Origin of the sequence: Pseudomonas shahriarae, assembly GCF_014268455.2 — a bacterium.
In the GTDB taxonomy this organism is placed as follows: Bacteria; Pseudomonadota; Gammaproteobacteria; order Pseudomonadales; family Pseudomonadaceae; genus Aquipseudomonas; species Aquipseudomonas shahriarae.
Map to the genome: position 1 here is coordinate 4,540,066 of NZ_CP077085.1, position 20,679 is coordinate 4,560,744.

The 20,679-nt window shown below is 60.9% G+C and carries 17 protein-coding genes and 1 pseudogene; 9 read left to right on the top strand and 9 right to left on the bottom strand.

Features of this window, described 5'->3' with window-relative positions; all coding sequences use genetic code 11:
• Window positions 1–2: 2 nt before the first annotated feature.
• Window positions 3–731: an alanyl-tRNA editing protein gene (locus HU773_RS20100; RefSeq protein WP_115128717.1), complete on the top strand. Its 729-nt coding sequence runs from the start codon at window positions 3–5 to the stop codon at window positions 729–731.
• A 55-nt stretch (window positions 732–786) separates the two neighbouring features.
• On the opposite strand, the gene HU773_RS20105 is transcribed toward HU773_RS20100, so the two are convergent.
• The 7 genes from HU773_RS20105 to HU773_RS20135 all read right to left on the bottom strand — a co-directional run bounded on the left by HU773_RS20105 (window position 787) and on the right by HU773_RS20135 (window position 10,364).
• Window positions 787–1,704, bottom strand: a complete 918-nt coding sequence (locus HU773_RS20105; RefSeq protein ID WP_186625673.1) for a hypothetical protein — start codon at window positions 1,702–1,704, stop codon at window positions 787–789.
• 170 nt (window positions 1,705–1,874) lie between these two features.
• On the bottom strand, window positions 1,875–3,359 hold the full coding sequence (prpD, locus tag HU773_RS20110) for a 2-methylcitrate dehydratase (protein ID WP_169989633.1): 1,485 nt from the start codon (window positions 3,357–3,359) through the stop codon (window positions 1,875–1,877).
• Window positions 3,360–3,595: 236 nt separating this feature from the next.
• Entirely contained in the window at window positions 3,596–4,786 is a 1,191-nt protein-coding gene (gene prpF, locus HU773_RS20115) for a 2-methylaconitate cis-trans isomerase PrpF (RefSeq protein WP_057960349.1), read from the bottom strand.
• A gap of 11 nt (window positions 4,787–4,797) precedes the next feature.
• Entirely contained in the window at window positions 4,798–7,392 is a 2,595-nt protein-coding gene (acnD, locus tag HU773_RS20120) for a Fe/S-dependent 2-methylisocitrate dehydratase AcnD (protein ID WP_186625671.1), read from the bottom strand.
• 202 nt (window positions 7,393–7,594) lie between these two features.
• The gene (gene prpC, locus HU773_RS20125; protein WP_057439535.1) at window positions 7,595–8,722 is read right to left on the bottom strand and encodes a bifunctional 2-methylcitrate synthase/citrate synthase; all 1,128 of its coding nucleotides are present in this window, start codon (window positions 8,720–8,722) and stop codon (window positions 7,595–7,597) included.
• A gap of 41 nt (window positions 8,723–8,763) precedes the next feature.
• Window positions 8,764–9,657 carry a methylisocitrate lyase gene (gene prpB, locus HU773_RS20130; protein WP_029298299.1) on the bottom strand — a complete coding sequence of 298 codons (894 nt, stop codon included), beginning with the start codon at window positions 9,655–9,657 and terminating at the stop codon, window positions 8,764–8,766.
• Window positions 9,654–10,364: a GntR family transcriptional regulator gene (locus HU773_RS20135; protein WP_057439536.1), complete on the bottom strand. Its 711-nt coding sequence runs from the start codon at window positions 10,362–10,364 to the stop codon at window positions 9,654–9,656. The genes prpB and HU773_RS20135 overlap by 4 nt, the downstream gene beginning before the upstream one ends.
• A 273-nt stretch (window positions 10,365–10,637) precedes the next feature.
• Between HU773_RS20135 and rloA the strand changes: the two genes are divergently transcribed.
• From rloA to HU773_RS20160, 5 genes and pseudogenes are all read left to right on the top strand, one after another.
• On the top strand, window positions 10,638–11,174 hold the full coding sequence (gene rloA / locus HU773_RS20140) for a retropepsin-like aspartic peptidase RloA (protein ID WP_057960351.1): 537 nt from the start codon (window positions 10,638–10,640) through the stop codon (window positions 11,172–11,174).
• Window positions 11,175–11,179: 5 nt separating this feature from the next.
• A complete protein-coding gene (gene rloB / locus HU773_RS20145) occupies window positions 11,180–12,712 on the top strand; it encodes an osmotic stress tolerance membrane protein RloB (RefSeq protein ID WP_057960352.1) in 1,533 nt (510 codons plus the stop codon).
• The gene (locus HU773_RS20150; protein ID WP_057960353.1) at window positions 12,712–13,698 is read left to right on the top strand and encodes an alpha-L-glutamate ligase-like protein; all 987 of its coding nucleotides are present in this window, start codon (window positions 12,712–12,714) and stop codon (window positions 13,696–13,698) included. The genes rloB and HU773_RS20150 overlap by 1 nt, the downstream gene beginning before the upstream one ends.
• Before the next feature lie 110 nt (window positions 13,699–13,808).
• Window positions 13,809–15,152: an aminodeoxychorismate synthase component I gene (gene pabB, locus HU773_RS20155; RefSeq protein WP_057439539.1), complete on the top strand. Its 1,344-nt coding sequence runs from the start codon at window positions 13,809–13,811 to the stop codon at window positions 15,150–15,152.
• Between the two features lie 396 nt (window positions 15,153–15,548).
• Window positions 15,549–15,716, top strand: a pseudogene (locus tag HU773_RS20160) (helix-turn-helix domain-containing protein); the annotation flags it as partial.
• A 131-nt stretch (window positions 15,717–15,847) separates the two neighbouring features.
• Here the strand turns inward: HU773_RS20160 and thrH are convergent.
• Window positions 15,848–16,465, bottom strand: a complete 618-nt coding sequence (gene thrH / locus HU773_RS20165) for a bifunctional phosphoserine phosphatase/homoserine phosphotransferase ThrH (RefSeq protein ID WP_057439541.1) — start codon at window positions 16,463–16,465, stop codon at window positions 15,848–15,850.
• A 154-nt stretch (window positions 16,466–16,619) separates the two neighbouring features.
• Here thrH and HU773_RS20170 point away from each other — a divergent pair, with 154 nt between their 5' ends.
• The 3 genes from HU773_RS20170 (at window position 16,620) to HU773_RS20180 (ending at window position 20,124) form a co-directional block, all read left to right on the top strand.
• Complete coding sequence (locus HU773_RS20170; RefSeq protein ID WP_057960355.1) at window positions 16,620–17,354, top strand: phosphoadenylyl-sulfate reductase; 735 nt, start codon at window positions 16,620–16,622, stop codon at window positions 17,352–17,354.
• A gap of 496 nt (window positions 17,355–17,850) precedes the next feature.
• Window positions 17,851–19,380: an NCS1 family nucleobase:cation symporter-1 gene (locus HU773_RS20175; protein WP_115128728.1), complete on the top strand. Its 1,530-nt coding sequence runs from the start codon at window positions 17,851–17,853 to the stop codon at window positions 19,378–19,380.
• 15 nt (window positions 19,381–19,395) lie between these two features.
• A complete protein-coding gene (locus tag HU773_RS20180; protein ID WP_057960357.1) occupies window positions 19,396–20,124 on the top strand; it encodes an aspartate/glutamate racemase family protein in 729 nt (242 codons plus the stop codon).
• 14 nt (window positions 20,125–20,138) lie between these two features.
• On the opposite strand, the gene HU773_RS20185 is transcribed toward HU773_RS20180, so the two are convergent.
• Window positions 20,139–20,603, bottom strand: a complete 465-nt coding sequence (locus tag HU773_RS20185) for an anti-virulence regulator CigR family protein (RefSeq protein ID WP_057439544.1) — start codon at window positions 20,601–20,603, stop codon at window positions 20,139–20,141.
• Window positions 20,604–20,679: the final 76 nt, after the last annotated feature.

Here is a 20,679-nt window from a genome sequence, read left to right on the forward strand (position 1 = left end):
ACATGTCCGTACACACTATGGAAACCCTGGCGCTGTTTGACAGCGCGCCTTACCAGAACGCCTTCAGCGCCCGCGTGATTGCCGTCAGCGAACAGGGCGTGGCCCTGGAGCACACCCTGTTCTACCCCACCGGGGGTGGCCAGCCCGGAGACACCGGTTACTTCACTCTGGCGGACGGCAGCCGAGTCAACGTGACCGGGACTGTGCGCGACCCGGTACTGCGCTCGATCATCTGGCATCAAGTGGAACACTGCCCCGAGTCATTGCGCGCAGGCGCACAGGTAGACGCCGGCCTGGACTGGGAGCGGCGCTACCAGCACATGAAGATGCACACCTGCCTGCATCTGCTGTGCTCGATCATCGACGCGCCGGTGACCGGTTGCAGCATCAGCGCCGACAAGGGCCGCCTGGATTTCGACCTACCGGAAATGACCCTGGACAAGGAGAGCATCACCCGCGACCTCAATGCCTTGATCGAGCAGGCCCATGAGGTCAAGTCGCTGTCGATGCCGGCGTCCGAATATTCCACCCTGCTGCAGATCACCCGCACCCAGGCGGTCGCGCCCCCGGTGATCCAGGGCGCGGTGCGGGTGATTGAAATTGCCGGCATTGATATCCAGCCGTGTGGCGGCACCCATGTGGTCAACACCGAAGAAATCGGCCGGGTGTTCTGCGAGAAAATCGAGAAAAAAAGCAAGCACAACCGGCGGGTGATCCTGCGGTTCGAGTGAAGCATCAAGCTGCCAACGGGGGGGGGGGTAAACGCCCCTATTGGCACGCTTGCCTTTACTTCGCCTGGGCTTTGATCTGGGCACTCAATTGCTGGACTTGCTGTTGCAGTTGGGTAATCACCTGGGTGAACTCAGTCATCATTTGATCTATACGTGCGCGCAGTTGCTGGTTGTCGCGCATGAGATCGTCGGCGCTGCGGTTCGCCGGTGGCGTTGGCTCATGGGTCTGAGCCGCTGCTGGAGCGTCCTCGGCACCGGGCGCTTGCTCAGCCGATGGGGGAGCCGACGGGGCATTGCCGTCAGTCTTCGGACCTGCGGCAGGGGCTTCGTTTGCGGAGGCATCTGCCCCCCCCATTTTCTGGGTCAACGCCTGGATCTGCTTTTGCAGCTTAGTCACCACCGCCGTGAACTGGGTTTGCAGGCGCTCAATCGTCTCGCGCAGTTGGTCATTTTCAGCAGTCAGCTGCTCGAGGCTACGAGGTGCCTCCGACCCCGACACCGGCGTGTTGTTGTCTGCGCGAGCACTGGCTTCAGGCGGCACTTTGCCCTGCCCTGCTTCTGCGCGGCCACTGGCATCTTGTTTCGATGGGGCGCCCCCTTTTGCAGGGCTCTCCATCATGCCGGCTTGCTGCCCCAGGTTTGCTATCTGCTGTTCAAGCTCAGTGATTATCGGCGTGAAGTGGGCAACCAACTGGTTAAGACTGTCACGCAGCTGGTTGTTTTCCTGGGAGAGCTGCGCCAGTTGAGGCGAGTTAGTACTGGCATTGGATGACGGTGCATTGACCAGGCCTTTATGTGCCGCAAACTGCCCACGCTGCTGCGCAGTCATCGGTGGGCGGGGTGGAGTTGAATCTGCTTGCGCGCCGGGCGGGGCATCCGTTTCAGCACGGCCTTCGTTCTGCACGGACGCTGGTTTGGGAGGCATTTCATAGGGCTGGCTGGGTGCGTACTGCGAATGACTTACGCTCGTCATAGTGGACCTCTCAGATTCAGGTAGTTGATTCACGGGCATTGCATCCCGGATGCCCCGGCAAAAACAGGTCATCTGGCTATCTGATTGGTCATTATCGGAATAAGGTTCCGGCGATGTCGGGCGTACGAATAGCAAAGTATGTCCACTTCACAACTCGCCGCCCGACGCCCTCATATCACCCACAAATCCACAAACCGGTTCACCGGCGTCGCTTCAAGCCGTGCCTGATCCTTGCACAGTGCAAAAATCTCGGCGCTGCGCTGCGCGGGGAAGCGTGTCCCCAGGTTGGCCTTGAACTTGTCTTCCAGCAAAGGAATGCCATCCGCCCGGCGCCGACGATGGCCAATCGGGTATTCCACCGCGACCTGCTCGGTGCTCGAACCATCGGTGAAGAACACCTGCACCGCGTTGGCAATGGAACGCTTGTCCGCTTCCAGGTACTCGCGGCTGTAGCGTGGATCTTCGACGATTTCCATTTTGCCGCGCAACTCATCAATGATCGGGTGCGCTGTATGGAACTCATCTTCGTACTGCTCGGCGACCAGGTTGCCAAACGCCAGGGGCACGGCTGTCATGTATTGCAGGCAATGGTCGCGGTCGGCCGCATTGGCCAGTGGGCCGACCTTGGAAATGATGCGAATGGCCGACTCGTGGGTGGTGATCACGATGCGCTCGATCTCGTGCAAGCGGTGCCTGACCTGCGGGTGCAAGGTGACAGCAGCTTCACAGGCGGTCTGGGCGTGGAACTCTGCAGGAAAGCTGATCTTGAACAGCACGTTTTCCATCACATAAGTGCCATAGGGCTGGGGCAAACTGAATGCGCGCTTGTCCTCAGGCTTGAGGGCCAGGTCCTTGTTGGTGTGACTGAACAACACGTCGTAGAAGCCCCACTGCGGTGCGCTCAGCACGCCGGGGATGCCCATCTCGCCACGCAGAGCGATATCCGCCAGACGTACACCACGACTGGATGCATCCCCCGCCGCCCAGGATTTGCGTGACCCGGCGTTTGGCGCATGCCGGTAGGTCCGCAAGGCCTGACCATCGACAAAGGCATGAGACAGTGCCGACAGCATCTGTTCGCGGTTGGCCCCCATCAACTTGGCACAGACCGCAGTGGAGGCCACTTTCACCAACAGCACATGGTCAAGACCGACGCGGTTGAAGGAGTTTTCCAGGGCAATCACACCCTGGATTTCGTGGGCCATGATCATCGCTTCCAGCACCGCGCGCACGGTCAGCGGCGCCTCGCCATGGGCCACGCGTTTTTGCGACAGGTGATCAGCGACGGCGAGAATGCCACCGAGGTTATCCGAAGGATGGCCCCATTCGGCGGCGAGCCAGGTGTCGTTGTAATCGAGCCAACGCACGATGCAGCCGATGTCCCACGCGGCCTTGACCGGGTCCAGGCGATAGGACGTACCCGGCACCCGCGCACCGAACGGCACCACTGTGCCTTCGACAATCGGTCCCAAATGCTTGGTGCACTCGGGAAAACGCAGGGCCAGCAGGCCACAACCGAGGGTGTCCATCAGGCAGTTGCGGGCGGTGTCCAGGGCATCCGGGGAGTCGATGCGGTAGTTGAGGACGTAATCGGCAATGTCCTGCAAAACCGGGTCGTAGTCGGGGCGGTTGTTCTGGTCGACGTTGGCGCTCATGGCAGTACTCCAAAATGGGTTGGGTGTGTTCCTTCCTCAGGCTCAGGGTGGGTGGTTTGTGGCAGGTCTGAATGCCTGCTCTCGTACATAAATCCAGAGGCCGCCGCCCCCTTGTGGGAGCGGGCTTGCCCGCGATAGCGCTGGATCAGTTGGTATCTGCGTGACTGACACGCCGCTCTCGCGGGCAAGCCCGCTCCCACACAAGCCCGCTCACATATCGGGGCCGGCGCAGAGCTTTAGAATGCGTCGCCGGGCACGCGCACGTAGCCTTCCATCAAGACCCGCGCACTGCGGCTCATGATGGCTTTCTTTACCACCCATTCGCCGTTGACCTGGCTGGCTTCGGCGCCCACGCGCAAGGTGCCGGACGGATGCCCGAAGCGCACGGCGTTGCGTTCCACACCGCCCGCCGCGAGGTTGACCAGGGTTCCGGAAATCGCCGCCGCCGTGCCAATCGCCACCGCCGCCGTCCCCATCATCGCGTGGTGCAGCTTGCCCATGGACAGCGCGCGCACCAGCAGATCCACATCGCCGGCCTTGATCGCCTTGCCACTGGAGGCCAGGTAATCCGCAGGCTTGGCCACAAACGCCACCTTCGGCGTGTGCTGGCGCTGGGCCGCTTCGTCCAGGTGCTTGATCAGGCCCATGCGCAATGCACCATAGGCCCGTACCTGCTCGAACATGGCCAGGGCTTTGGGATCGCTATTGATCGCGCCTTGCAGCTCGGTGCCGGTGTAGCCGAGGTCTTCGGCGTTGATAAAAATCGTCGGGATCCCGGCGTTGATCAGCGTCGCCTTGAAGGTGCCGACACCCGGTACTTCCAAGTCGTCGACCAGGTTGCCGGTAGGGAACATCGAACCGCCGCCGCCCTCTTCTTCCGCTGCCGGGTCCATGAACTCCAGTTGCACTTCCGCCGCCGGGAAGGTCACACCATCCAGCTCGAAGTCGCCGGTTTCCTGCACCGCGCCGTTGGTGACGGGCACATGGGCGATGATGGTCTTGCCGATATTCGCCTGCCAGACCCGCACCACGGCCACGCCGTTGTGGGGAATGCGGGCCGCATCCACCAGGCCGCTGCTGATGGCAAACGAGCCGACCGCCGCTGACAGGTTGCCGCAGTTGCCGCTCCAGTCTACGAACGGCTTGTCGATGGAGACCTGGCCAAACAGGTAGTCCACGTCATGCTCGGCGCGGGTGCTCTTGGCGAGGATCACGGTTTTGCTGGTACTCGAGGTGGCACCGCCCATGCCGTCGATCTGTTTGTCATAGGGATCGGGGCTGCCGATCACCCGCAGCAGCAAGGCATCGCGCGCCGCACCCGGGACCTGGGCCGATTCGGGCAGGTCCTTGAGGTTGAAAAACACGCCCTTGCTGGTGCCGCCACGCATGTAGGTGGCGGCGATCTTGATTTGCGCTACGTGTGTCATGGTTATCCTCTTCAGGCGGTCGCCGCCGATTCCAGGAAGTCCTGGGCAAAACGCTGCAACACGCCGCCCGCCTCGTAGATCGACACTTCTTCAGCGGTGTCCAGGCGGCAGGTCACCGGCACTTCGACACGCTCGCCATTCTTGCGGTTGATCACCAGGGTCAACTGCGCACGCGGGGTGCGCTCGCCGATCACGTCATAGGTTTCGCTGCCATCAATCTGCAGGGTCTTGCGGTCAGTACCCGGCAAAAATTCCAGGGGCAGCACGCCCATGCCCACCAGGTTGGTGCGGTGGATGCGTTCGAAGCCTTCGGCGGCAATCGCTTCCACACCCGCCAGGCGCACGCCCTTGGCCGCCCAGTCGCGGGACGAACCCTGGCCGTAGTCGGCGCCGGCAATGATGATCAGCGGCTGCTTGCGCTCCATGTAGGTTTCGATGGCTTCCCACATCCGTGTGACCTTGCCTTCCGGCTCGATGCGCGCCAGGGAACCCTGCTTGATCTTGCCGTTTTCCTGGACCATTTCATTGAACAGCTTGGGGTTGGCAAAGGTCGCGCGCTGGGCGGTCAGGTGGTCGCCGCGGTGCGTTGCATACGAGTTGAAGTCGACCTCCGGCAGGCCCATTTTCGCCAGGTATTCGCCGGCGGCGCTGTCGAGCATGATCGCGTTGGACGGCGACAGGTGGTCAGTGGTGATGTTGTCCGGCAGCACCGCCAGCGGGCGCATGCCCTTGAGCGGACGCGCACCGGCCAGGGCGCCTTCCCAGTACGGCGGGCGGCGGATGTAGGTGCTCTGCGGGCGCCAGTCGTACAGCGGCGTGACTTTCGGGCCGGTGTCCTCGTGGATCGCAAACATCGGGATGTAGACCTGGCGGAACTGCTCCGGCTTGACCGAGGCCTTGACCACTGCGTCGATTTCTTCATCGCTCGGCCAGATGTCCTGCAGGCGGATTTCCTTGCCGGTGGCGTCCAGGCCCAGCACGTCCTTCTCGATATCGAAGCGGATGGTACCGGCAATCGCATAGGCCACCACCAGCGGTGGCGAAGCCAGGAATGCCTGCTTGGCGTACGGGTGGATGCGCCCGTCGAAGTTGCGGTTACCCGAGAGCACGGCGGTGGCGTACAGGTCGCGGTCGATGATTTCTTGCTGGATCACCGGATCGAGTGCACCGGACATGCCATTGCAAGTGGTGCAAGCGAAGGCCACGACGCCAAAACCCAGCTGCTCCAACTCGCTGGTCAGCCCGGCTTCGTCGAGGTACATGGCCACGGTTTTCGAACCCGGCGCCAGGGACGACTTGACCCACGGCTTGCGGGCCAACCCAAGCTTGTTGGCATTGCGCGCCAGCAGGCCGGCGGCGATCACGTTGCGTGGGTTGCTGGTGTTGGTGCAACTGGTGATGGCGGCGATGATCACCGCGCCGTCGGGCATTTGCCCCGGCACGTCATCCCATTGCCCGGAAATGCCCTTGGCCGCCAGGTCGCTGGTGGCCACGCGGGCGTGCGGGTTGCTCGGGCCGGCCATATTGCGCACGACGCTGGACAGGTCGAAGCTCAGGCCACGCTCGTATTGCGCGCCCTTGAGGTCATCGGCCCACAGGCCGGTGTGCCGCGCATACTGCTCGACCAGGGCGACTTGTTCGTCTTCACGCCCGGTGAGCTTGAGGTAAGCGATGGTCTGCGCGTCGATGTAGAACATCGCCGCCGTGGCGCCGTATTCCGGAGCCATGTTGGAGATGGTGGCCCGGTCGCCCAGGGTCAGGGCCGAGGCGCCTTCGCCGAAGAACTCCAGCCAGGCACCGACAACTTTCTGCTGGCGCAGGAACTCGGTCAGGGCCAGCACCATGTCGGTGGCGGTGATGCCCGGTTGCAGCTTGCCCGTCAGTTCGACGCCAACGCTTTCCGGCAGGCGCATCCACGACGCGCGGCCAAGCATCACACTCTCGGCTTCCAGGCCGCCGACGCCGATGGCGATTACGCCCAGGGCGTCAACGTGGGGGGTGTGGCTGTCGGTGCCGACGCAGGTATCCGGGAAGGCCACGCCGTCACGCACCTGGATCACCGGGGACATTTTCTCCAGGTTGATCTGGTGCATGATGCCGTTGCCCGGCGGGATCACATCGACGTTTTTGAAAGCCTTTTTGGTCCACTCGATAAAGTGGAAACGGTCTTCATTGCGGCGGTCTTCAATGGCGCGGTTTTTCTCGAAGGCCTGCGGGTCAAAACCTCCGGCCTCGACGGCCAGGGAGTGGTCGACGATCAGTTGGGTCGGCACCACCGGGTTGACCTGGGCTGGGTCGCCGCCTTGCAGGGCAATGGCGTCACGCAGGCCGGCGAGGTCTACCAGGGCGGTCTGGCCGAGGATGTCATGGCACACCACCCGGGCCGGGAACCAGGGGAAGTCGAGGTCGCGCTTGCGCTCGATCAATTGGCTCAGGGAAGCGTTGAGGGTCGCCGGGTCGCAGCGACGCACCAGGTTTTCGGCGAGCACGCGGGAGGTGTAAGGCAGCGTGGCGTAGGCACCGGGGGTGATGGCCTCGACAGCCGCACGGGCGTCGAAGTAATCCAGGCGGCTGCCGGGGAGCGGTTTGCGAAATTCAGTGTTCATCGTCAGGACTCGGTCACGGTAGTTACAAAAGGAAGACCTGTGCCGCCCCAGAATTGGAATGAGGTCAAAATGTGGGAACGGGCTTGCTCGCGAATGTGGTGTGTCATTCAACACATTCAGTGACTGTTACCCCGTATTCGCGAGCAAGCCCGCTCCCACACTTTTGATTCGGCTACCAATTCCGGATTGTCGGTCTCCCCACTCAGCGACGTTCGATTGGCACGAACTTGCGCTGCTCGACGCCGATGTACTCGGCGCTTGGACGGATGATGCGGTTGTTGGCGCGCTGCTCAAACACATGCGCCGCCCAGCCGGTCAGGCGTGAGCAGACGAAGATCGGGGTGAACAGCTTGGTCGGGATGCCCATGAAGTGGTACGCCGAGGCATGGTAGAAGTCGGCGTTGGGGAACAGTTTCTTCTGTTCCCACATGGTCTTGTCGATGGCTTCGGAGACCGGGAACAGCACCTTGTCGCCCACTTCATCGGCGAGTTTTTTCGACCAGCCCTTGATCACCTCATTGCGCGGGTCGTTGTCTTTATAGATCGCGTGGCCAAAGCCCATGATCTTGTCCTTGCGTTCCAGCATGCCGAGGGTGCCTTTCACGGCGTCTTCGGCCGAGGAGAAACGCTCGATCATTTCCATCGCCGCTTCGTTGGCACCGCCATGCAGCGGGCCGCGCAGGGAACCGATGGCGGCGGTGACGCAGGAATACAGGTCGGACAGGGTCGAGGCACACACACGAGCGGTGAAGGTCGAGGCGTTGAATTCGTGCTCGGCGTAGAGGATCAGCGACACGTTCATGACTTTTTCATGCAGCTCGCTCGGCTTCTTGCCATGCAGCAGGTGCAGGAAATGCCCGCCGATGCTCGGCTCGTCGGTCACGCAGTCGATGCGCTTGCCGTCGTGGCTGAAGCGGTACCAGTAGCACATGATCGCCGGGAACGCGGCCAGCAGGCGGTCAGTGACATCGCGCTGCACGCTGAAGTCTTTTTCCGGTTCGATATTGCCGAGGAACGAGCAACCGGTGCGCATCACGTCCATCGGGTGGGCGTCGGCAGGGATGCGTTCCAGCACTTCCTTGAGCGCCTGGGGCAGGTCACGCAGCTTGCTCAGCTTGGCGCTGTAGGCCGCCAGCTCGGCCTTGCTCGGCAATTCGCCGTACAACAGCAGGTAGGCGACTTCTTCAAACTGCGCGTCGGCGGCCAGTTCACGCACGTCGTAGCCGCGATAGGTCAGGCCGGCACCGGCCTGGCCCACGGTGGACAGTGCCGTCTGCCCGGCCACCTGGCCACGCAGGCCGGCGCCACTCAGTACTTTTGCTTCAGCCATGGTTCTTCTCCAATTTTGTAGTTATCTGGGAGGCGCTGCGCTTACTTCTTGGCGGCGAACAGCGCGTCGAGCTTCTGCTCGAAGGTGTGGTAGTCGATGCGATCGTAAAGCTCCATGCGGGTTTGCATGGTGTCGATCACGTTCTGTTGGGTGCCGTCGCGACGGATCGCGGTGTAGACGTTCTCGGCGGCCTTGTTCATGGCGCGGAAAGCCGACAGCGGGTACAGCACGATGGAAACATCGGCAGATTTCAACTGTTCGGTGGTGTACAGCGGGGTCGCGCCGAATTCCGTGATGTTGGCCAGGATCGGGGCTTTGACCCGCGAAGCGAACAGCTTGTACATCTCAAGCTCGGTGATGGCTTCCGGGAACACCATGTCGGCACCGGCCTCGATGCACGCGGCGGCACGTTCCAGGGCGGACTCCAGGCCTTCCACGGCCAGGGCGTCGGTACGCGCCATGATCACGAAGCTGTCATCGGTCCGGGCATCCACGGCGGCCTTGATACGGTCGACCATTTCCTGCTGGGACACGATCTCTTTGTTCGGGCGATGGCCGCAACGCTTGGCCCCCACCTGGTCCTCGATATGGATCGCGGCGGCGCCGAACTTGATCATCGACTTGACGGTGCGCGCCACGTTGAACGCCGAGGAGCCGAAACCGGTGTCCACGTCCACCAACAGCGGCAGGTCGCAGACATCGGTGATACGGCGCACATCGGTCAGCACATCATCCAGGCCGGTGATGCCCAAGTCCGGCACGCCCAGGGAGCCCGCGGCGACCCCGCCACCAGACAGGTAAATGGCCTTGAAACCGGCGCGCTTGGCCAGCAGCGCGTGGTTGGCATTGATCGCGCCGACCACTTGCAGGGGGTGTTCGCTGGCGACCGCATCACGGAAACGCTGGCCGGGGGTGCTGTTTTTATAGGAACTCATGACTCACCTCTCGAGGGGGCGCCGTCGGGGAAGTGACGGGCGATATTGCGTTTGGAGGCGCCGATATGACGGCGCATCAACAACTCGGCCAGTTCACCGTCGCGATCGGCAATCGCGTCAAGAATGCGGTGATGCTCGGCAAATGCCTGGCGTGGACGATTGGGGGTGGCGGAGAACTGGATGCGGTACATGCGCACCAGTTGATACAGCTCGCCGCACAACATTTGAGTCAGGGTGCGGTTACGCGCGCCTTGAATGATCCGGTAATGAAAGTCGAAGTCGCCTTCCTGCTGGTAGTAGCCCACACCGGCCTGGAATGCAGCATCGCGCTCGTGGGTGTGCAGGACTTGGCGCAGTTCCTCGATTTCTTCGTCGGTCATGCGCTCGGCGGCCAGGCGGCAGGCCATGCCTTCGAGGGATTCGCGGATTTCGTAGAGTTCCACCAGCTCAGCCTCGCTCAGGGACACCACCCGAGCGCCGACATGGGGCACGCGCACCAGCAGGCGCTGGCCCTCCAGGCGGTGGATCGCCTCACGCAGCGGGCCACGGCTGATGCCGTAGGTGCGCGCCAGCTCAGGCTCGGAGATCTTGCTGCCGGGGGCAATCTCGCCCTTGACGATGGCGGCCTGGATGCGACGGAAGACGTTCTCAGACATCGTTTGGGAATCGTCCTGCCCTACTACCGGAATTTCCAGCTGATCCAGCATGATTGTCGACACCTTTAAAAGCAATGTCGCAAAAACTAGCCAATCAGCCCCTGATAGTCAAAGAATAAATGCACATTGTCGACAATCGTCTAATAACCTGCCTTGCATCCTACAAGGGCATGGCCGGCTGCCAGCGCTGGCGCCAGAAAACCTTCATGTTAGAATGCCCGCCGCATTTGCCTGACATCCCCGGATGAAAAGGCGCACGAGGGAGCTTGCGCAGCAATGCCAGTCGCCTTGAATCAAACATCGCACTGCACCGCCTCAGGATCTATGAGACTCAAGCCCTTCCCCCTATTGTTTTGCCTACTGATGTTTCCGGGCCTTGGCATCGCTGCCGAGAAGACCGTCTATGGCCTCAATGAATACGCCAAGCTGGCGGGTATTGACCTGGAAGTCGCCGCCAAGCTCGACACCGGCGCCAAGACTGCGTCGTTGAGTGCCCGGGACATCAAGCGCTTCAAGCGCAACGGTGAGTCCTGGGTCCGCTTCTACCTGGCCATCGACACCGCCCATTCGCACCCCATCGAGCGTCCCCTGGCCCGCGTCAGCAAGATCAAGCGCCGCGCCGGCGACTACGACCCCGATGAGGACAAGAACTACACCGCCCGTCCGGTGATTGCCCTGGACATCTGCATGGGCACTGCTTTACGCAGCATCGAAGTGAACTTGACTGACCGCAGCGCCTTCCAATATCCGCTGCTGATTGGCTCCGAAGCCTTGAAACGCTTTGATGCGCTGGTCGACCCCAGTCTTAAATACGCAGCAGGCAAACCTGCCTGCGCCGCCGACGCTCATACCGCCGAGTAATTCCAATGCGCTCTCTTAATATGCACTTGAAGATTCTGATCGCCATCCTGGTGGTACTGGGCATTTCGGTCACGGCCTATCAGATCCTGGTTCTCGGCATCCCGGTGACCGAGGACGCCACTGACGACCTGTGGAACATCGACGCCAAGGTCGAGTTCGTGGCCAACGCCAAGGATCCGGTCAAGGTCCAGATGTTCGTGCCGCCCCTGAGCCGCGACTTCGTCAGCCTCAATGAGAGCTTCATCTCCAATAACTATGGGGTGAGCGTCAACCGCATCGACGGCAACCGCAAGGTCACCTGGTCGGCCCGGCGCGCCAAGGGCAACCAGACCCTCTACTACCGCCTGGTGCTGACCAAGCGCTACAGCGGCGAAAAGGTCAAGGTCAAGGGCCCGACCTTCCGCGACAGCATCGCCGTGGAAGGCCCGGAAAAAATCGCCGCCGAGGCCCTGCTGGCACCGATCCGCCAGCACTCGGCCGATGTCGAGACCTTTATCAGCGAAGCCATCAAGCGCACCAACAACCTCAACGATGACAACGTCAAGCTGCTGCTGGCGGGCGATCCGTCGACGCCGCACAAGGCCAAGATCATCGAGTTGCTGCTGTCCATCGCCCACGTGCCGGTGGAAAAGGTCCACACCATCCGCCTGGTAGCCGACCAACCGCAAACCCCGGAACTGTGGCTGCGCAGCTTCAATGGCAACGACTGGCTGTACTTCAACCCGGAAACCGGCGAACAGGGCCTGCCCTCCGACCGCCTGCAGTGGTGGACCGGCGATGAAAACCTGATCACCGTCGACGGCGGCAAGAAAGCCGCCGTGACCTTCAGCCTGAACAACAGCGAGATGAACGCGATCCGCCTGGCCAAGCTGACGGACGAGAACACCGACGCCAACTTCCTCGAATACTCGCTCTACGGCCTGCCGCTGCAAACCCAGCAGACCTTCATGATCATGGTGATGATCCCGATTGGCGTGCTGGTGATCCTGATCCTGCGTAACCTGATCGGCCTGCAGACCCTGGGCACCTTCACCCCGGTGCTGATTGCCCTGGCGTTCCGCGAGACCCAGTTGGGCTTTGGCATCGTGCTGTTTACGGTGATTACGGCACTGGGGCTGTCCCTGCGGTCGTACCTGGAGCATTTGAAACTGCAGATGCTGCCGAGGCTCTCGGTGGTCCTGACCTTTGTCGTGGTGTTGATTGCTGCCATCAGCCTGTTCAGCCACAAGCTGGGCCTGGAGCGCGGCCTGTCGGTGGCGCTGTTCCCGATGGTGATCCTGACCATGACCATCGAACGCCTGTCCATTACCTGGGAAGAGCGCGGCGGCGGCCATGCGATGAAAGTCGCGATTGGCACCCTGTTCGCTGCCTCCCTGGCCCACCTGATCATGAGCGTGCCGGAGTTGATCTACTTCGTGTTCACCTTCCCGGCGATCCTGTTGATCCTGGTGGGCTTCATGCTGGCCATGGGTCGCTACCGTGGCTACCGCCTGACCGAGCTAGTGCGTTTCAAAGCCTTCCTCAAGGCTGATTCGTAATGTTCGGGTTCTGGAAGACCTGGAAGGCCCTGGAAGCGCGGGGCATCATGGGCATCAACCGGCGTAATGCCGACTACGTGCTCAAGTACAACAAGCGCAGCCTGTATCCGATTGTCGATGACAAAATCATCACCAAGGAACGGGCGATCCAGGCCGGCATCCATGTGCCGGAGATGTACGGGATCATTTCCACCGAGAAAGAAATCGACAAGCTCGACGAAATCATCGGTGGCCGTAGCGACTTCGTGATCAAGCCGGCCCAGGGCGCCGGCGGCGACGGCATCCTGGTGATCGCCGACCGTTTTGAAGGGCGCTATCGCACGGTGTCCGGCAAAATCATCAGCCACGAGGAAATCGAGCACCAGATTTCCAGCATCCTCACCGGCCTGTATTCCCTGGGCGGTCACCGCGACCGCGCGTTGATCGAATACCGGGTGGTGCCCGACCAGATCTTCAAGAGCATCAGCTACGAAGGCGTGCCGGATATCCGCATCATCGTGTTGATGGGCTACCCGGTGATGGCCATGCTGCGCTTGCCGACCCGTCAGTCCGGCGGCAAGGCCAACCTGCACCAGGGCGCGATTGGCGTGGGCGTGGACCTGGCCACCGGCCTGACCCTGCGCGGCACCTGGCTGAACAACATCATTACCAAGCACCCCGACACCACCAACGCGGTGGACGGTGTGCAACTGCCCAACTGGGACGGTTTCATGAAACTCGCCGCCGGCTGCTACGAGCTGTGCGGGCTGGGTTACATCGGTGTAGACATGGTGCTGGACCAGGAAAAAGGCCCGTTGATCCTCGAACTCAATGCGCGCCCCGGGTTGAATATCCAGATTGCCAACGATTGCGGCCTGACCTTGCGTACCCATGCCGTAGAAGCTCGACTGGAAGAGCTGAAGGCGGCGGGCGTGACAGAAACGGCGGAAGAACGGGTGAAGTTTGCCCAGGAAATGTTTGGGCATATTCCACCCGTGGAAGGCTGACAGCGCCCCGCGGCTGCGCCCTCTATCCAACCATCCCCGACATCCCCTCTAGGAGCAAATCCTACAGGGGACTACAATCCCCTCCCCGCCCCATGGCTGATTCACCCCGCATGTCGACCTGCTCTGTACATCCCCTGCCCTATCGGGCAAACCCCGCCGAGTATTTTGCGGCGATCCGCCATGCACCCGGCGCCGTGCTGCTGGACAGCGGCCGACCGGCAGCCGAGCGTGGTCGCTATGACTTGCTCAGCGCCTGGCCGGAAGCAACCCTGGCGGTATGGCCGGACGAAAGCGGTGGCGATTTCTTACAACGGCTGCGGGAAAATCTGACGATGCTGGGTGAGGCTAGCCTGCCCGCGCCCTATGAACTGCCGTTCGCCGGCGGCTTGATCGGCTACCTGAGCTACGATTTTGGCCGCCACCTGGAGCAACTGCCGCATCAGGCTATCGACGATATCGGCCTGCCCGATGCCCGTTTTGGCCTGTACGCCTGGGCACTGGTCAGCGACCATCAGGCGCGCACCAGCCAATTGGTGTTCCACCCCAAACTTCCGGAAAGCGAACGCCTGCGCCTGCTGGCCCTGTTCAGCCAACCGGCCGCCGACACCCCGGCCAGCTTCAAGCTGCATACCCGGATGACCCCAGACCTGAGCGCCGCAGCCTATGAACAGGCCCTGGCGCGGATCCAGGATTACATCCAGGCCGGCGACTGCTACCAGGTCAACTTCGCCCAACGCTTTCGCGCGGCCTGCAACGGCGATCCATGGGTCGCCTACTGCGCCTTGCGCGCCGCCTGCCCGACGCCGTTCTCGGGCTTTCAGAGCCTGCCGGATGATGGCGCGGTAGTCAGCCTGTCACCGGAGCGTTTCGTGCGGGTCAACCAGCGCCAGGTGGAAACCCGTCCGATCAAGGGCACCCGCCCCCGCGGGCTGACTCCGCAAGAGGATGCGGCCAACGCCGCCGAACTCCTGGCCAGCCCCAAGGATCGTGCAGAGAACCTGATGATCGTCGATCTGCTGCGCAATGACCTGGGCCGCACCTGCCGCACCGGCTCGGTCAAGGTCCCGGAGCTGTTCAGCCTGGAAAGCTACCCCAACGTGCATCACCTGGTCAGCAGTGTCACCGGCGAACTGGCCGACGACAAAGACGCCCTGGACCTGATCGCCGGCAGCTTCCCCGGCGGCTCGATCACCGGCGCCCCGAAGATCCGTGCGATGCAGATCATCGACGAACTGGAACCGACCCGGCGCGGCTTGTACTGCGGTTCATTGTTGTACCTGGACGTGCGTGGCGAGATGGACAGCTCCATCGCCATTCGCAGCCTGCTGGTCAAGGATGGCCAGGTCTGTTGCTGGGGCGGCGGCGGGATCGTCGCCGATTCCGAGTGGCAGGCGGAGTACCAGGAGTCGATGACCAAGGTGCGGGTGTTGCTGGAAACACTGGAAGGGCTGTAAGCCAACCTCCCAGGGAAAGAGCCTGAATCAGAACCACCGTGGACAGTATCAGGGCGCAGGGATAGCGTCTGACTCTGGCATTCCACCTGGCCGTCTGTGAGGGATCACATGGGTCGACTGCTTATTGCTTCTGTCGCTTTATCGTTTGCACCGTTAAAACAAAGCCCTTTTCCTACACATCGCGCTCCCTGTGAAGAGTTACAAATCCAGGAAGCGACACCTAATTTCTCCCAAATTGGAAGGCTTGATTTATGCGACTAATCGCAAGAGCCGCCTTAAGGGAGTTCTGGGAATCATCCGGCTTACACCGACTCCCAAACACCCCTGGTTGAAGGGTATCGCCATAGGGAGAAGTCCACCTTTTACACGCCGCAAGACCTGGCCGCTGCGCTGGCGCGCGTGGACCAACTGGGCCTGACGGCCCGTGACCTGGAACCCTTTATCGGCTCCAGCGGACGCGTGTCGGAAGTGCTGAACCACAAGCGCAAGTTGAGCCTGGCCATGATCAAGCGCCTGCACGAGGGTTTGCGCATTCCTTATGAGCAGTTGCTTGCGGGAGTTTGATCTTTGGCGTTTTCGAGGGCCTCATCGCAAACAAGCCCGCTCCCTCATTCGACCGTGCTCCCAAAGGATAAACGCGGCCGAATGTGGGAGCGGGCTTGCTCGCGATGAGGCAACCAGCCTCGCTCAATAACTTACAGGCTCAACGAACGGTTCGACGCCTTGATGAACTCTTTCTTCAAGTCCTCAAAAGTATGCACCGCCGGGAATTGCGGGAACTCGCGAATCACATTTTCCGGTGCATGGAACAGAATCCCACGATCCGCCTCACCCAACATGGTGGTGTCGTTGTAGGAATCGCCTGCAGCGATTACCCGGTAGTACAGGGTCTTGAAGGCCAGCACCGACTGACGCTTAGGATCTTTCTGGCGCAGTTGATAGCTCACCACCCGGTCATTTTCATCGGTGATCAAGCGGTGGCAAAGCAGGGTCGGGAAGCCCAGTTGACGCATCAACGGCTGGGAAAATTCATAGAAGGTGTCCGACAGGATCACCACCTGGAAGCGCTCGCGCAGCCAGTCGACGAACTCGATCGCACCTTCCAGCGGTTTGAGGGTGGCAATCACTTCCTGAATGTCCGACAGCTTCAAGCCGTGCTCGTCGAGAATGCGCAGGCGTTGCTTCATCAGGACGTCGTAGTCGGGAATGTCCCGGGTGGTGGCCCGCAAGGATTCAATACCGGTTTTTTCAGCGAAGGCGATCCAGATTTCCGGAACCAGCACCCCTTCCAAGTCGAGACAGGCAATTTCCACAAGACACTCCCATTTGGATTTTTTTTCAGTTGAGCGAGCAAAAGGACTGCCGAACTCTAGCGATTCGCGCTGGCCACCGCAACGCAGAGCGGATTTTGTTAACATCCCACTCCTATAGAGCGCTCAGCGCCACTGACCTGTAGGAACCGTCCTGATGAACCAAGCCTTCGACGTCGCTGAACTCGCCGCGACCTATGCCAACAAGTCCGCCCAGGACATCCTCAAGCTGGCGTTCAGCCAGTTCGGCGATGACCTGTGGATTTCCTTCAGCGGTGCCGAGGATGTGGTGCTGGTGGATATGGCCTGGAAGCTGAACAAAAACGTCAAGGTCTTCAGCCTCGACACCGGCCGCCTGCACCCGGAGACCTACCGGTTTATCGAGCAGGTGCGGGACTTCTACAAGATCGATATCGAATTGATCTCGCCGGACCAGAGCAAGCTGGAACCCTTCGTCAAGGAAAAGGGCCTGTTCAGCTTCTACAAGGACGGCCATGGCGAATGCTGCGGCGTGCGCAAGATCGAACCGCTGCGCCGCAAACTCTCCGGCGTACGTGCCTGGGCCACCGGCCAGCGCCGCGACCAGAGCCCCGGCACCCGTAGCCAGGTGGCGGCCCTGGAAGTCGATAGCGCCTTCTCCACCCCCGAGCGCACGCTCTACAAGTTCAACCCGCTGGCGCAAATGACCAGTGAAGAGATCTGGGGTTATATCCGCATGCTCGAGTTGCCGTACAACAGCCTGCATGAGCGCGGTTTTATCAGCATCGGCTGCGAACCCTGCACCCGTCCGGTATTGCCGAACCAGCACGAGCGTGAAGGCCGCTGGTGGTGGGAAGAAGCAACCCAGAAGGAATGTGGGCTGCACGCGGGAAATATCATCAGCAAGGCCTGAAGCCTGACCTGCGAAAAATCTCGCAACAAGCGCGTGTGGGAGCTGGCTGGCTTGCAATGGCATCACCTCGGTGTAATTGAATACCGGGCGCCATTGCAGGCCAGCCAGCTCCCACATTTGTTTCCAGCGACCATTAAACCTGTACACACAAACGTAACCAACAGTGCCATTTTTGTGTGCACTTTAATCATTACGCACCGAAACGTTACACCCCATTTCTGCTAACTTCCTACATTCTTGATTCCCATATCCCCGCCAAAAAATAAATTCCTGTTCAATCGGTCAATTTATATTTCTTCAAATTCAGCCGGTTACTCAATCGACCTATAAAAACGAAATTAGCGGTAGTTTTGTTAGATATAAACCTGGCACACAAGTGGCTTATGGAGTTGGAGTTTTTGTATACAACTTAAACAACAACCCACATACACTTCGTGTCCGCACGCTAGCCGCGCCTAACCCTCGCGCTCGCTGCAGATGCCAGGAGCCTGCCGGCATGCCTACAAGTCTCTCAAATAACCTTGCACTGGATCTGCCCTCCTCCACAGCCAACCCCACGGCGGCAAACTCCGGCCCGCTGGTGCTGAGCCCACGCCTGCACAACAAGGACCTGGCGCCCACCAAAGTCGAAGGTCGACGCTGGGGTGGCTACAGCATCTTCGCCCTGTGGACCAACGATGTGCACAACATCGCCAACTACTCCTTTGCCATCGGCTTGTACGCCCTGGGCCTCGGTGCCTGGCAGATTCTGTTGTCGCTAGGGATCGGCGCGGCGTTGGTGTATTTCTTTATGAACCTGTCCGGCTACATGGGCCAGAAAACCGGTGTGCCGTTTCCGGTGATCAGCCGGATAAGTTTCGGTATACATGGCGCGCAAATTCCTGCGTTGATCCGCGCCGTGATTGCCATCGCCTGGTTCGGGATTCAAACCTACCTCGCATCCGTCGTCTTTCGCGTACTGCTGGTGGCGATTAATCCAGGATTTGCCGACTACGACCACAACACGATCCTCGGCCTGTCCACCTTGGGCTGGGCATGTTTTGTGATGATCTGGTTTGTGCAACTGGTGATTCTGGCCTACGGCATGGAAATGGTCCGACGCTACGAAGGCTTTGCCGGCCCCGTTATCCTACTGACCGTCGCGGCGCTGGCCGGCTGGATGTACTTCCAGGCCGACGGCCAAATCGCCTGGTCGATCCGCGAGCCCCTGAGCGGTGGCGAGATGTGGCGCAATATCTTTGCCGGCGGCGCCTTGTGGCTGGCGATCTACGGCACCCTGATCCTCAATTTCTGCGACTTTGCCCGCTCATCGCCTTGCCGCAAGACCATCAAGGTCGGCAACTTCTGGGGCCTGCCGGTAAACATCCTGGTGTTCGCAATCATCACCGTGCTGCTGTGCGGTGGGCAGTTCCAACTCAATGGCCAGGTAATCGAAAGCCCCACGCAGATCATCGCGGCCATTCCCAATACCTTGTTCCTGGTGCTGGGCTGCCTGGCATTCCTGATCGTCACCGTGGCGGTGAACATCATGGCCAACTTCGTTGCCCCGGCCTTTGTGCTGAGCAACCTGGCCCCCAAGTACCTGAACTTCCGGCGCGCCGGGCTGATCAGCGCGTTCCTCGCGGTGCTCATCCTGCCGTGGAACCTCTACAACAGCCCGCTGGTGATTGTGTATTTCCTCTCCGGCCTGGGTGCGCTGCTGGGCCCACTGTATGGCGTGATCATGGTGGATTACTGGCTGATCCGTAAGGGCCGGATCGACGTACCGCAGTTGTATAGCGAAGACCCCAACGGGGCGTATTACTACAGCCACGGGGTGAACCTGCGGGCGGTGGCGGCGTTTGTCCCGGCTGCGGTGATTGCCATTGTCCTGGCGCTGTTGCCGGGGTTTGCCAGCGTCTCGCCGTTCTCCTGGCTGTTTGGCGCTGGCATTGCCGGGGTGCTGTATCTGCTGATCGCCAAGCGTCAGCCGTTTTATGCCGATATCAGCGGCGAGAGCATCGCTGTCGACAACGTCAGTCATTGATCAGGAGGTCATCCCATGCGCATTCTCGTCGTCAACGTCAACACCACCGAATCCATTACCCAAGCCATTGCCCAACAGGCTCGCAGCGTGGCAGCGGCGGGCACCGAAATTGTCGGGCTGACGCCGTTTTTTGGTGCCGAATCAGTGGAAGGCAATTTCGAAAGCTATCTGGCGGCCATTGCGGTGATGGACCGAGTAATGGCCTACGATCAGCCGTTCGATGCGGTGATCCAGGCAGGTTATGGCGAGCATGGCCGCGAAGGTCTGCAGGAGTTGCTGGACGTGCCAGTGGTGGATATCACCGATGCTGCCGCCAGCACCGCGATGTTCCTCGGCCATGCTTACTCAGTGGTCACCACCCTGGATCGCACGGTGCCGCTGATCGAAGACCGGCTCAAGCTCTCCGGGCTGTATGAACGCTGTGCCTCCGTAAGGGCCAGCGGCATGGCGGTACTGGAGTTGGAGGAACACCCGCTGCGGGCCATGGAAGCGATTGTGCGCCAAGCCGAACTGGCCATTAGCGAAGACAAGGCTGAAGTGATCTGCCTGGGTTGCGGCGGCATGGCCGGGCTGGATGAACAGATCCGCCAACGCACCGGCGTGCCGGTGGTGGATGGCGTGACTGCAGCGGTAACCCTGGCCGAATCCTTGGTGAGGCTGGGGTTGTCGACGTCGAAGGTGCGCACCTATGGGACACCCCGGCCAAAGAACATCATCGGTTGGCCGGGCAGGTTCGCACGCTGAATCGCCGATCTCGATCAGTTCAAGACGTCATTGAGCACTTCATAAATGATCCCGGTGGCAATCGTCACCAGGATCAGGTCGGTGCCAGCCTGTTGCCATTCGTAGCCGTCGTAATGGGGCAGCCGCCCCAACAGGCGCCCATCGAGTTTCTTGGCGATTCCCGGTGGCAGGGGTTTGCCACGGGCCAGGTTTTTCTGGATGCCCGGCGGCAGGGACGAACCACCGCGCCAGTAGTCGCGGTTGTCACCAAGGATTACCCGCACACCCCCGATATCAATTTGCGGGCCGCTGTAATGGGCGCCTGCACCCTTCTTGCCACCACCCTGGCCCTGATTACCCTGGCCACCACCCTTATTGCCATGGGCACTGCCTTTGTCCTTGCCGTTGCCGTTGCCGTTGCCGGGATCGGCCAGCAGCGCCGGGGAGCCTGCAATCAACGCCAGGCTGGTAAATACGAGTAAAGCGCGTGATATGGACATGATCGGTCTCGACAGTCGCAAGCCCCATTGGCCCGTATCAGCTTAGAACACTGGCGGGCAGCAAGTTCAGCAGTGA